Origin of the sequence: Neorhizobium huautlense, from assembly GCF_002968575.1 — a bacterium.
Classification (GTDB): domain Bacteria; phylum Pseudomonadota; class Alphaproteobacteria; order Rhizobiales; family Rhizobiaceae; genus Neorhizobium; species Neorhizobium huautlense.
The window spans coordinates 63954-77066 of the sequence record NZ_PVBM01000016.1; the positions used below are offsets into that span (position 1 = coordinate 63954).

12 protein-coding genes are annotated in these 13113 nt (G+C 58.0%); 1 reads left to right on the plus strand and 11 read right to left on the minus strand.

Annotation, left to right across the window (positions count from 1 at the left end):
* Positions 1-213: 213 nt before the first annotated feature.
* From C5L12_RS17640 to C5L12_RS17685, 10 genes are all read right to left on the minus strand, one after another.
* On the minus strand, positions 214-945 hold the full coding sequence (locus C5L12_RS17640; RefSeq protein ID WP_105373358.1) for an ABC transporter ATP-binding protein: 732 nt from the start codon (positions 943-945) through the stop codon (positions 214-216).
* On the minus strand, positions 942-1709 hold the full coding sequence (locus C5L12_RS17645; RefSeq protein WP_105373359.1) for an ABC transporter ATP-binding protein: 768 nt from the start codon (positions 1707-1709) through the stop codon (positions 942-944). The genes C5L12_RS17640 and C5L12_RS17645 overlap by 4 nt, the downstream gene beginning before the upstream one ends.
* Positions 1709-2575 (minus strand): branched-chain amino acid ABC transporter permease, encoded by an 867-nt coding sequence (locus tag C5L12_RS17650; RefSeq protein ID WP_105373360.1) that lies wholly within the window; start codon positions 2573-2575, stop codon positions 1709-1711. Before C5L12_RS17650 ends, C5L12_RS17645 begins: the two co-directional genes overlap by 1 nt.
* A 3-nt stretch (positions 2576-2578) precedes the next feature.
* The gene (locus tag C5L12_RS17655; protein ID WP_105373361.1) at positions 2579-3433 is read right to left on the minus strand and encodes a branched-chain amino acid ABC transporter permease; all 855 of its coding nucleotides are present in this window, start codon (positions 3431-3433) and stop codon (positions 2579-2581) included.
* Between the two features lie 57 nt (positions 3434-3490).
* Positions 3491-4738, minus strand: a complete 1248-nt coding sequence (locus C5L12_RS17660; RefSeq protein ID WP_105373362.1) for an ABC transporter substrate-binding protein — start codon at positions 4736-4738, stop codon at positions 3491-3493.
* A gap of 134 nt (positions 4739-4872) precedes the next feature.
* Positions 4873-6033: a M24 family metallopeptidase gene (locus C5L12_RS17665; RefSeq protein WP_105373363.1), complete on the minus strand. Its 1161-nt coding sequence runs from the start codon at positions 6031-6033 to the stop codon at positions 4873-4875.
* 57 nt (positions 6034-6090) lie between these two features.
* Positions 6091-6903, minus strand: a complete 813-nt coding sequence (locus tag C5L12_RS17670; protein WP_105373364.1) for a 2-keto-4-pentenoate hydratase — start codon at positions 6901-6903, stop codon at positions 6091-6093.
* A gap of 53 nt (positions 6904-6956) precedes the next feature.
* Positions 6957-8429 (minus strand): NAD-dependent succinate-semialdehyde dehydrogenase, encoded by a 1473-nt coding sequence (locus C5L12_RS17675; RefSeq protein WP_105373365.1) that lies wholly within the window; start codon positions 8427-8429, stop codon positions 6957-6959.
* Positions 8430-8431: 2 nt separating this feature from the next.
* Positions 8432-9682: an iron-containing alcohol dehydrogenase gene (locus C5L12_RS17680; RefSeq protein WP_105373420.1), complete on the minus strand. Its 1251-nt coding sequence runs from the start codon at positions 9680-9682 to the stop codon at positions 8432-8434.
* 14 nt (positions 9683-9696) lie between these two features.
* Positions 9697-10701, minus strand: a complete 1005-nt coding sequence (locus tag C5L12_RS17685) for an Ldh family oxidoreductase (protein ID WP_105373366.1) — start codon at positions 10699-10701, stop codon at positions 9697-9699.
* A gap of 82 nt (positions 10702-10783) precedes the next feature.
* Between C5L12_RS17685 and C5L12_RS17690 the strand changes: the two genes are divergently transcribed.
* A complete protein-coding gene (locus C5L12_RS17690) occupies positions 10784-11488 on the plus strand; it encodes a GntR family transcriptional regulator (protein ID WP_105373367.1) in 705 nt (234 codons plus the stop codon).
* A 131-nt stretch (positions 11489-11619) separates the two neighbouring features.
* Here the strand turns inward: C5L12_RS17690 and C5L12_RS17695 are convergent, their stop codons facing one another.
* Entirely contained in the window at positions 11620-13107 is a 1488-nt protein-coding gene (locus C5L12_RS17695) for an aldehyde dehydrogenase (protein ID WP_105373368.1), read from the minus strand.
* Positions 13108-13113 lie beyond the last annotated feature (6 nt).

The window sequence follows — 13113 nt, forward strand, 5'->3', positions numbered from 1 at the left end:
GAAGTCGTGACAGATGATTGATCGCGGTGCTTGCGAGGCACCATCCTGAAGAAAGTGGTCCCACGCATTGCTGAAAGGCAGTCCGTTCACAACGAGCTGATCGAGCGGCTGTCAGGGTAGCCGCTTGATCATTCGGCGGTCGAGCCGCTTCCTTCTCGACGTATGGACGAAAACTTGGGAAGCAAGCCGGCAGCAGCCCTCAACTCGTCGTTCTCAGACTGCTTCGGCGTGGGCGCCCAGATAGATTTTGCCGACAACGGGATTGTTCATGATGCTCTCGGCGCTCCCATCGATTTGATTTTTTCCCTCAGCAAGAATGTAACAGCGATCCGAGATTTCGAGCGCTTTATGAGCGTTCTGTTCGACCAGCAACACGCCCACGCCTTGTCGATGGCTTATCTGGCGTATGTGCTGGAACACTTCATCTGTTGCCTTGGGAGACAGACCCGCACTCGGCTCGTCGAGCAGCAAGACCGAAGGGCCAGCCATAAGGGCCCTGCCCAGTGCCACGACCTGCTGCTGGCCACCGCTGAGCTTGCCGGCGGTCGCGGTCCAGTAGTCGGCCAGGCTGGGCAATATTTCACGCACCGCCGCCTGCCGCTCCTTGACGGAACCCGGGACGGCAAACAGGCCCATGCGCAGGTTTTCTTCGACGCTCATCGTGGCGAAGACATTGCGCACCTGGGGGACATAGCCGAGACCGGATCGTAAGCGGTCACGGGTGGGGGCATTGGTTATGTCGATCCCCTTCAGCCTGATGGTTCCACCTTTCGGCTTCAACAGACCCGCAAGCGTCTTCAACATGGTTGACTTGCCGCAGCCATTCGGACCGATGATGGTGACGATCTCACCCGCGGCCAAGTTGAGGCTCACGCCATGCAGGATCTGCATCTCGCCGTAACCGGCGACTAGGGCCTCTGCCGTCAAAATAATATTCTCGTTCATGCGCTCACCCCTCCAAGGTAGGCGTCCAGCACTTCCTTGTTCGATTGGATCTCAGCAGGCGTGCCCGCGGCAATCACCTGCCCCCTGTCCATGACGATCACCCGCTCACAAAGCTCCATGATGACAGTCATGTTATGCTCGATGATCAACAGGGTCACACCAGAGGCGTGAATGCGTCTGAGAACTGACATCAAATGCCGTATGAGGGTCGGATTGACGCCCGCGGTAGGCTCATCGAGCAGCAACAACTTGGGGTCAGCCATCAGGCAGCGGGCAAGTTCAAGAAGCTTCTTCTGACCACCAGAAAGTAGGGCTGCAGGGTGTTGAGCCTTTTCACCCAAGCCGACCATTTCCAAGACACCCTGCGCCTTCTGAAGGTTGATCCTTTCTTCCTCGTGCACGCGCTTGCCGGGCAAGAGGACCGACCGCACCTGGTCGCCGAACTGCCGCTCGGGCACCAGCAGGAGGTTCTCAAGCACGGTCATCTGTTTGAGTTCGCGCGGAATCTGAAACGTGCGGCGAAGACCGAGCCGGGCGATTTCGTGTGCACTCAGCTTTTCGATGTGGTTCCCATCGAACAGGACCTCGCCACTGTCGGGGCGAACGAAACCACTGACCAAACTGAAAAGGGTGGACTTACCGGCTCCGTTTGGCCCGACGAGCCCGGTTATGCTGCCGGCGCGGACGGAGAACCGACATTTGTTGACGGCCTGCAGGCCTCCAAAACGCCGGCTGACGTCCTTGATCTCGAGTATCTGTTTCATCATGGCCTCCCCGGGCGGTAGCGAACCATTACGATCGCGATCAGTGCAAGTCCGAGCACCATCAGGCGCAGTGCTGCCAACTCAACACCATCGACAAATGTGATGTAGTCCTTGAGGAGGCGCGTCCCTTCAAGAAGCGCAGCAACCAGAGCCGTGCTCAGGAGAGTTGCCACGCTCGAGCCCTGGGCGCCAATCAACACGGCCGCAAGGACGTAAATGCTCACGTTCGGACCAAACATGTCCGGCGAAATGTAGCTGAGGTAGCTGGCAAAAAACGCACCACCCAAGCCAGCCAAAGCTGCCCCCAACAGGAATGCTTTTGTCTTGTATGCCAGGGCGACCTTGCCGACGGAGGTGACGACGCCCTCGTCCTCCCGGATCGCCTTGAGCGTCCGCCCGATGGGGTAACGCTCGATACGCCGGGTGAACCAGAATGCGAAAGCAAGCGCGAGTGCCGTGACGATCAGAAAGGAAGTCTCCGATCCAAGTCCGGGAAATGATGCTGGACGCGGTACGCCTGCAACCCCGTCAGGTCCCCCTGCCAGCCATTTCTCATTCAGCAGGACCAACCTGACGAACTCGCTGAAACCGAGTGTTACGATGGCGAGATAATCCTCCCGCAGACGCGGTGTGAACATTGCAACGGCGGCGCCGAAGACACCGCTCAAGGTCGTCGCCACTGCGACCGCCAGCAAGAAGGGGACACCCGCTTTCGAAAGAAGGGCGAACGTGTACGCGCCGACTGCGAAAAATGCGACCTGACCCAAATTGATAAGCCCGGTCAGGCCCCATTGGATGTTGAGACCGAGCGCCACAAATCCGTAGATGCCGGCAAAAATCAGGATAGCGATGAGATAGTCGATCATGGCTTAGCTCCTGGATTTCACGAGGCCGCTTGGGCGAACCAGCAAGACGAGGGTAAGTACGAGAAATGCCAGTGCGGTTTTGTAGCTCGATGGCAGGATGAAGAGGCTGAACTCTGACGTCAGGCCCACCAGTACCGCGGCAAGTGCTGCACCGACAACGCTCCCAAGACCGCCCAGAATCGCGACTGCGAAAAGGGGTATCAGGACGCGCCAGCCAAGAAGCGGATTAAGAGACGTCTCGGTGGCCAGCACAATTCCGCCTACGGCAGCGAGGAAGCCGGCTGCGAACAAGACGGCGCCATAAACCCGTTCAGGCTGGACGCCTGTCACGATGGCAAGCTCGGGATTGGTCGACGTCGCTCTTACCGCGCGACCAAACTCGGTGTAGCGCAGACCTAGAAAAACCCCTGCAAGAATGACGACGACAAGCCCGATAATTGCAGCTTGCACCGGCGTGATGATGAAGCCGGCAATGATGAACGGACGCATCGGCAGGATCGGGAACTGCAGGTTTCCGTTGCCCCATCCGAAACGGACGAAATTTTGTAGGACCAGCATCAGCCCCAAGGAAAGCAACACCGGCGGGAGAATTCCAGCCTTCCGCACGAAGCGGAAAGCCGTCTGGTCGACCGCAAGCGCGATAAGGCCTGTAACGACCGCCGCCAGAAGCCCAGCCGCCCACAGCGGCAATGAGAAACCGCAGAGAAGAAGCGTGAGATAGGCCCCGAGCGTCATGAACTCGGGGATGGCAAAATTGGGATAGCGGAGCACACCGTAGATGAGCGAGATGGCTGCCGCCGGCAGACTCCATATCGCAGCCATCACGAGCGCCGAGATGAGGTAGATCTTGAATTCCATCGTGGCGTTACCTTCGGCTGAAGGCGCCGCACCAATGCGGCGCCTTGATCGATGCGATTAAAACTGCACTTCGCTGATCTTGCCGACAGGAGCGGTCTTGCCGTCCTTGACTTCAGAAACGCGGAAGTTCGCCTTTGCAATGTTGCCGTTGGCATCGAAGTCGAGTGGGCCTGAAGCACCGTCGTAGTCGATGCGCTCGCCTCTTCGCAGCGCTGCCACCCCTTCGGCAAACGACGTGACCTTGGTGCCGCCAGTGCCGGTGATCTCACGGATCGCCTTGTCGAGCGCCTTGCCGTCTGTCGACTTTGCCGCCTCAATCGCAAGCGCAAGAATGACCATTTCGTCATAGGCCTGAGCGCCGAAGGAATAGTAGCGATCAGAGCCCAGCTGTTTTGCCAGCCTCTGATAGGCGGGCGAGTCCTCAGAGACACCCTCCTCGACCAGAAGCAGCCCATCCGCAGCAGGACCTGCATTCTTGATCAGGTCCGCACTGACCGAAAAGCCCGGGACGATGAATCGGGTGGTGAGACCGGACTGATAAGCAGCCTTCAAGATCGCGATCGTGTCCGGTTCATAGCCAGAGATGTGAACGAAGTCGGGCTGGTCAGACAGGACGCGCGCAACTTCCGTGGTGAAAGTCGTCTGCTCCTCGTTATACGTGACGAAGCTCGTGATCTGGCCGCCGCGCTCTTCGAAGCGCTGCTTGAGAGCGTCGACCGTGCTCTGGGTGAAGGGTACGTTGAGGCCGAGGACCGCGGCCTTTTTCCAGCCTTCCTGGGCGGCGTATTCGGCGTAAGCCTTGCCGAACAGAAGGTCGTCCGGTTCAAGGCGGAAGACATGTCCCTTCTTTTGGACTTCCGTAATACGGCTCGCACCCGAATTGGACAGCAGGATCAAGCCCTTTTCCTGGACAATGGGTGCTACGGCAAGCGTGACGCTGCTTGCCCAGGTTCCAAAGATTGCGCTCACCTTGTCTACGTCGACGAGCTTACGCGCAGCGCGAACGCCCGCTTCAGCGTTGGTCTCGTCGTTCTCCTCAACGAGTCTGATCTTGCGACCCAAGGGTCCGCCGGCCGCGTTGATCTCCTCAAGTGCAACTTTCGCCGAAGCCAGCATTTCCTGGCCAAAAGGGCCACCAGCACCAGACAGAGGCATCAGTGCCCCCAACACGATCTCGCTGTCGTCGGCCGCCGCTGGGCTCGGGCCGAGCAAAGCGCCAATGGCCGCTGCACTGACGCAGGCTGCCAGGAAGAGACGTCGTGAAGACATTGCCCAGCCAGTGGATTTCATCTCTGCATTTGTCATTTTTGGAGTTCCCTCTGTTGAATTTATGCTGATTAAGATGCGCTGCAACAGACGCCTTGGGCGGCGTCACCTTTACCTCCTTCTTCGCTCAAACTGGCGCGGTTCCTCGTCACGCCACTGGTTGCGGTGAGATCTCAGAAGCCGATGTCACGCGGGAAGTCCGTGGTATTTCTGGCGCCGGTCTCCGTGATAAGCATCACATCGGAGTGACGGAAGCCGCCGACGCCCGGGATGTAGACTGCCGGCTCCACCGAATTCACCATGTTGGCCATGAGCTTTCCGGAGTTGTAGACCCGCAGTTCTCCGCGCTCTTCGCGTCCGCCAGCGCCAATCATGATACCAAGAGCATGTCCGGTCCCGTGACGTACGTATCCGTCAAGGTCGAACTTGCGAAAAATCTCGCGCTCCATGAGGGCCATGTCCGACATCGTGACGCCGGGCTTGAGAGCCGCCTTGATCGTATCGAAGGCTTCATTCACGACATCAAGAGGCTTCTTCTGAGCAGGCGTCGGTTCGCCGAATACGAAGGTGCGCTCAAGTTCGGTGCAGTAGCCCCACATGACGGGGAAGACGTTCAATGCAACCAGATCACCGCGCTTCAGGCGCCGGCTGGTGGGGTGCAGATGCGGCGTGAGTGTATGATCGCCAAACTGAGCGTAAGCATAGGTGCTTGTGAGGCCATTGATCGACAATGCACCCATGGCCTTGTTGGTCTCAGCAACCGCGTGCGCGGCAACGGCGAGTTCCGTAACGTTCTCATGGAGGGCTTCCAGGAAAGCATTTGCGCCAATTTTTGCCAATTGGCCGCCGAGCTCAAGAAGACGAACTTCTTCGTCTGACTTGATGAGGCGCAGTTCTTCTATCAGAGGACTGATTTCAACAAATTCGGCCGTTGAGAATCGGGCCTTCAGAGCGCGATGGACGCCGACCGGCATCAGCGCCTCTTCGATCCCGATCCGAACCGAACCTGAGCTCTTTCGGGCAATGAAATCGGCGCACATCTTGAGGCTGCTATGAACGACATTTTCATCATCTCCATAGGCAAGCACCTCGTCAAAAACGCTATGAGCCTCCATGGTCTCTTTTTCGAGCGCCGCACCGCAAACGGCACTGGCGCCTGAGACGGGCAAGACGGCCCACATGGGCCGGCCCCACTCAGAAAGGAGAGGGACGCCACTCATGTAGAAGACGCTGTCAGCCGTGTGCATGAACGCGAAGTCGATGTTTGCCGCCGCAAGTTTCTGGCGCAGCGCGTCGATGCGTCGCATCATTTCGGATTTTGAAAAATAGGTCATTCCCCTTTTCTCCTTTTCTTGATTGCCGTGGTTAATCCCAACTGGCTGGTGAGTCCGTTAGACAAGCTCCAGACAGATATCCTCAAACGCTATGCCTGAGGTTGTCGCTTTCCATCGCTGGCCGGACTTCGCGGGCAATGCGACCGTCAGGGTTCCGGTGGTAACAATGTCGCCGGACGCCAGCGGCTGACCACCAAAGCGCTCCAGTTCACGCACGAGATAGCGGAATGCCTTGATCGGACCTCCGAGGACCTGAGCCCCACCTCCCGTCGCCGAAGACCCCTCGTCGCCAAACAAGGTGGCGGAAAAGCTCTCAAGTTGGAGCGCCCATTTCTTACGATCACCGGCGATCTGGTGTCGCTCGCCAAGAAGCAAGGCAACGTGCACGCCAGTAGCAGCACCATCGGCGACCTTGAACTGCCAATCCGGAAAGATTGAAGTGCACACCTCGAAGTCGAGAGCGACCCAATCCACACATTCCAGCAGTTCTTCTTCATTCATCTGGCTGTTCGGGGCGGCCTTCAGACCGAGCGCAACCTCGGCTTCCATGCGCACATTGGGCCAATTGCGGACGTCAAGCGTTTTCGTCTCGCTCAGTTCGAAGGTTGTTGAATCGTAAAGATAATTCCAGAGAGGTCCAGTTATGCCGTAACCTTCCCAGGCAGCAGAGTTTGTAAATCCGATCTTGCGACCGATAACTCTTTCGCCATTTGCTTCTCTCCGGCGGCGGATATCCTCCACCACCCAGTAGGAATCCGCGAGTTCGAAGTCGGGATGGCGCTGTGAAAAGGGCACGACCTCGGCGAGGACGCCACGCGTACGAAACACTTCCTCGGCTATTTCAGATCTGATAGGATTTGGCAGAGCCATGTTGTCCTCCGTTAATTCGTTCCGCTGAGCAATCTCAGAATCGACGCTTGCTGCTACCAGGTAACGGCGATGTACTTTGTCTCGCAAAATTCAAGTATTCCGTGATGGGCGCCTTCTCGTCCAAGCCCACTCTGCTTGACGCCTCCGAACGGGGCGGCGGGATCGGAGGCCAGGCCGCGGTTGAGACCAATCATACCAGCCTCGAGCCGTTCCGAAACACGCAGGCCGCGGCCAAGATCACGCGTGAATACGTAGGCAATCAGGCCGTATTCAGTGTCGTTGGCAGCAGCGATAACCTCATCTTCGCTTTCGAAGCTGCTCAAGGCGGCGATCGGCCCGAAGATTTCCTCTCTGGCAATCGCCGCATCAGCTGGGACGTCGAGGATCACCGTGGGCGGGAAGTAGAAGCCGCCCTGATCAAGTGCTGCGCCTCCTGTGAGCACCTTCGCCCCGCGTTCGGTCGCGTCCGTGACAAGGCCACCAATCCGCTCGAGCGCCTTTCTGTTGATGACCGGTCCGCACTGGGTCCCTTTGTCGTAACCCGGTCCAACTTTCAGCGCCGCCATGCGCTCAGCAAGCTTCTGGGAGAAAGCTTCGGCGATGCCCTTCTGCACGTAAAAGCGATTGGCAGCCGTGCAGGCTTCCCCACCATTGCGCATCTTAGCGACCATGGCACCCTCAATGGCGGCATCCAGGTCAGCGTCATCGAAAACAATGAATGGTGCGTTGCCGCCAAGCTCCATTGAGCAAGAGATGATCGTGTCGGCCGCTTCGTGAAGGAGCTTTCGACCAACTTCAGTAGATCCGGTAAATGACAATTTGCGCACGCGCGGATCATGCAACATCTTGCTGACGACAGCTCCGGACTGTTCCGTCGTAATGACATTGACTACGCCATCCGGCACTCCAGCCTCGGCATAAAGTGCGGCAAGGGCATAGGCAGTCAACGGCGTCTCCGTCGCCGGCTTCAGCACGCAAGTGCATCCGGCAGCAAGGGCCGGGGCGATTTTACGTGTCGCCATAGCCGCGGGAAAGTTCCAGGGTGTCACCAGGACCGCTACGCCAATCGGTTGATGTTGAACGACGATCTTGTTCGCCCCGGACGGGGCAGTCGAGATCTCGCCATTGAGGCGAACGGCTTCTTCGGAGAACCAGCGAAAGAACTCGGCGGCGTAGGTGACCTCGCCATAGGCGTCACTCAAGGCCTTCCCGTTTTCGAGGCTGATCAACTCCGCCAGCATGTCCTTTCGCTCGACCATCAGTTCAAAGCAGCGGCGCAGAATCTCCGATCTCTTCCGCGGGGGGGTCGCCGCCCAGCCCGGTCCCGCATCGTAAGCCGCCTTGACGGCGTCCAGGGCATCTTCGACCGTAGCATCGGCAACGTCCGAAATGGCGAGACCTGTAGACGGGTCAAGAACTTCGATTCGCTTACTCGATGTTCCACGGCGCCACTTTCCGGCAATGAAGAGGTCAGTAGGTACGCTTTTGAGGTCAAAGCCAATTCGGGAGGTGATTGTCTGTGTCATCGTCAATTTTCTTTCCGTGCTCTTGCGTCGTTCCTCAGTCCATTTCGATCACCGCTGAAAGCGGCGTTGACCAGACTGGTCATGGTTGCCAGATCGAGAGGACGCGGGTTATTCTTGATCAGTCGGGCACTGCCCATCGCCTGTTCGGCTACTTGCGGCAGCTGGGTCTCCACGATCCCTAGATCACGAATTGACTTCGGGATTCCAATCGACGCAAAGAGTGCGGCAACCGCATCTATCGTCTCGCTGGCAGCGTCGAACGAGGATCGACCCAAGAGATCAAGGCCCATGGCAGTGCCAATCTCAACCAGTTCCGGCTCGCAGAAATTGCGATTGAGCTCCATCACGTAGGGCATCATGACGGCAACACCCGCTCCGTGGGCCGTATGCGTCATGGCTCCAATCGGATACTGCACGGCGTGAGCCGCCGCTGTCCCGGCTGTCCCAAAAGCAAGCCCTGCTGTCGTCGCGCCGAGCATCAACCGCTCGCGTGCATTTTGATCGTCACCGTGATCATAAGCACGTTTAATGCTGGAAGAGATGTGAGATATGGCCATCAGAGCATAGGCGTCGCTCAGAGCGTTTTTGCCCAGGAAAACATGATCATGCACGATAGTAGCGGTCGGCTCGCGACGCATCGTCGTGTAAGCCTCGATTGCATGCGTGAGCGCGTCGGCTCCGGAGACTGCGGTAAGGCCCGGTGGGCAGGAATAGGTCAGCTCAGGGTCGCAGATCGCAGTATGACAAATCAGTTCCGGGCTTGCGATGCCGACTTTGACAGCTCTGTCGGGATCCGTGATGACCGCCACCGGCGTTACCTCGGAACCAGTACCAGAGGTGGTTGGAAGCAGGATCAGCGGCAAAACGGGACCCGGCACCTTGAACTCGCCATAATAGTCGCTGGCCTTACCGCTGTGCGTCAGGAGCAGTGCACACACCTTGGCCGCATCCAGGCAACTGCCACCGCCGATTCCAATGACCAGATCTGCGCCAAACCCGCGGCCGGTTTCTACTGCCTGCGCAATGCATTCAAGCGGGAGTTCAGCAATGGTGCCGTCAAAAACGCGGACTTCCACACCTGACGACATCAGACCGTCGACGATGATGCGAAAGTCTGCTTCGTCGCTCAAGCGGGCGTCGGTGACGACAAGCGCACGACGACCGAGCTTTGCAGCGTGGCCTGGTAGCGCGGCGCGTTGGCCGGCCCCGAAAACAAGATTGCGCGGAGTGCGCAGGGCTCCAAAAAGGGTCAACAAAACCTCCCGTTTCATTCAGCGGCATCACGGCCGGCTAGAATTTGAATTTGCTGCCAGACCTCATCTGCAATCGGCACGCCCTCCTTCAGGCGCCGGTCGCGGCAAGCCCGGCCCCGCTCTCCAGGTATGACGACCGCCGGAAAACCATCTGCCGGCTCCATCGAGCGGAGTGCCTCCAGATAGGCTTGAAGGTCTCGCTGCGGACCATCAATGACAATGAAGAGGTCGCCCTTGTTGCAGACGGTCGTATCATCAAGTGTTCCGGTGACGTCTCGTCCGATCGCAGCGCCCGCAAGGCTTGTTACAAGAAGCTCGAAAGCAAGTCCCAGCGCATAGCCCTTTGCTTGCCCGAACGGGGCTATTGCCCCCTTCTTCGCAGCGGCTGCGTCTGTGGTGGGATTTCCGTTCTCGTCCAACGCCCAATGGGCGGGAATTGGCTGGTTCCGGTTGGCGTGGTCGTGAATCTCGCCCATTGATACGACGCTGGTAGCGGTATCCATCATGAATGGCGCGCCACCCGTCGGCACGCCAATTGCGATCGGATTGGTCCCGATCATGGCCTTGCGCGCGCCCCAGGGATGAACAAGCGCCTCGCTCGTAGACAGCGCGATGATGGATAGGCCGCTTTCTGCAACACGCTCTGCGTACCAGCCAAGCATCCCGATGTGATTGGAATTGCGGATGGCAGCAACGGCAATGCCGGTGACCTGTGCGCGCTCTATCAACGCATTGATCGCCCGGTTCGCAATAACAGGCCCCAGGCCCCGCTGACCGTCAACGGCGAGGAATGCCTCCTTGCGCCAGCTGTGCTCGCCCCGGGCTTGCGGGTCCGTAACGCCATTCTGAATCCGGTGAATGATTCGATTGAGCCGCAGCAGCCCGTGGGAGGGCACCCCCCTCAAGTCGGCTTCCAACAAGAGATCAAGCTGTTCTGACGCATGGCTTTCGGGCACGCCGGCCTTTTTGAGGGCTCGCCAAGCGGCGTCGCGAAGTTTATCCACCGAAACTGTAATCATGGATCAAATCCGATCGGATATCTGATTGCATTTTTCGCACTATGTTGCTAAGAATTGCCTGCGTCAAGAAGGATTTTTGAGAATGACAAATCGAACAGGCGAGTTGAAGCACAGCGACACAGGACTGCTACGCCGCCCGACACGGCTCGGCGACGAGGTCTACGGCGCCATCTACTCGCAGCTTATGTCACTGAAGATTCCGCCTGGTGGTCGCATTGCCGTTGACAATCTGGTGCGTGAACTCGGAGTTTCGCAAACCCCCATTCGGGAAGCTCTTTCACGACTCGAAGCTCAGGGACTGGTGGTGAAAACCCATCTGATTGGGTATAGCGCAGCGCCCCAGATGGATCTCTCGGGCCTCGAGCAACTTTACGATCTGCGTATGCTGGTGGAGCCTTTTGCCGCAGCTCAGGCGGCAAAGCTGATGCCTGAGGAAGCCATCGCTTCACTTGAAACAATTGATTCGGACATGCGTCAGGTCCGTGATGAGGACGCTCGATCAGCCTATAGTCGCTTCGCGCAAAGCGACGGTGCATTCCATGACCTGATCGCCCTCGGAAGCGGAAATGGGCTCATCCATGACACCCTCGCGCGTCTTCACACCCATGTGCATCTTTTCCGTCTTTATTTCCATACTCGGGCAACTTCCGATGCAAATAGGGAACATGCGCGGATATTGGTCGCGATAAAAAATAGGAATCCCAAGGCGGCCGAGACGGCAATGCGCGATCATATCGAGCGCTCACGCAAGCGTTTCATGCGCTTCTTTACGGATATTCAGGGCTGAGTTTGCCACCTATTGGAGGTCCCAGATAAAGTTCCCGACGATTGTTACGCAGCCTTTGATCTGCGTAACAATCATTCAGAAATCCATGTTAGGTGACGAGCGTTTCAACAAGCTTTGTACCCTTGGAGGCATTAGAACGGGTAATGCCGTTCTTCCGTTTGTACTGTCATCCAACGCAAATCGGTGAACTCGGCAATGCCGGCGCGCCCGCCGAAGCGTCCCATGCCGGACGACTTTACACCGCCGAGCGGCATTTGCGCTTCGTCATGAACGGTCGGTCCGTTAATATGGCAGATGCCGCTTTCGATTCGCGAAGCAACCTGCCAGGCCCGCGCTACATCAGCACCGAAAACCGCAGCCGAGAGGCCGTATTCAGAGTCGTTGGCAATGGCAATCGCCTCTTCCACACCTTTTACCCGAAGGATCGGTTTTACTGGCCCAAAGCTTTCCTCCCGGAAGATACGCATTTCCGGTGTAACATGGTCGATGAGGGTTGCAGGCATCAGGGTCGAGTTGCTCTTTCCACCAACAACCACCTTAGCTCCATGGGCGACTGCATCGTCGATCAACTCGTTGCAGCGCTCCACCGTCGAATAATTGACCACCGAACCTAGGACGACTGGCCCTTGACGGGGGTCACCTGCAGGCAATGTCTTCGTCTTCTCGACAAGTTTTGCAACAAAGTCATCGGCGATCTTCTCGTCGACAATCATCCGCTCCGTCGACATGCAGATCTGGCCAGAGTTCATGAATGCGCCGAAAGCTGCCGCCTGCACCGCTGCGTCGACGTCGGCATCGTCGAGGATAACCAAGGGCGCCTTACCGCCAAGTTCCAGCACGACTGGCTTGAGATATTTGGCGCAGGTCAGGGCTACCGCGTGACCCACCTTCGTCGAACCGGTGAAACTCACCCTACGAACAGCCGCATCAGCGACCATCGCCTCAAAGATCCGGCTAGCGTCGTCCGGTGCATTCGTTATGTAATTGACGACGCCTGGAGGCAGTCCACCTTCGGCCATCGCCTCGATGACCAGACCGTGAGTGCGGGGGCATTGCTCCGAACCCTTGAGAATAACGGTGTTGCCACAAGCAAGCGGTGCCGCGATCGCCCGGACCGCGAGGATGACTGGTGCGTTCCAAGGCGCAATGCCCACAGTCACACCTGCAGGAACCCGCACTGCCATCGCCAGCGAACCGGGCACGTCCGAGGGAATGACTTCGCCACCGATCTGCGTGGTCATGGCGGCAGCTTCTTCCAACATATCAGCTGCTAGATGCACGTTGAAATCGGCCCAGACTTGGGTCGCGCCGATCTCGGCCTTCATGGCGTCGGCAAAATCGGCATGCCGAGCGCGGATCCCCGCCGAAGCTTTCATCAGCATGTTGCGGCGCGCGTGAGGTCCGAGCTTAGCCCATGACGCAAAAGCCTTCTGCGCGGCCCTGACTGCCGCAGTTGCATCCGCCTCGGTGGCCGCGGGGGCGGTGCTCACAATCTCGCCGCTAATGGGATTAGCGCGCTCGAAAACTGCTCCATCTGATGCACTGCGAAACTGGTTGTCGATAAAAAGCCCAGTTTCGAGAACCTTTTCGCGGCCGCGGTGTGCATGTATACTGCTCATCTTGTA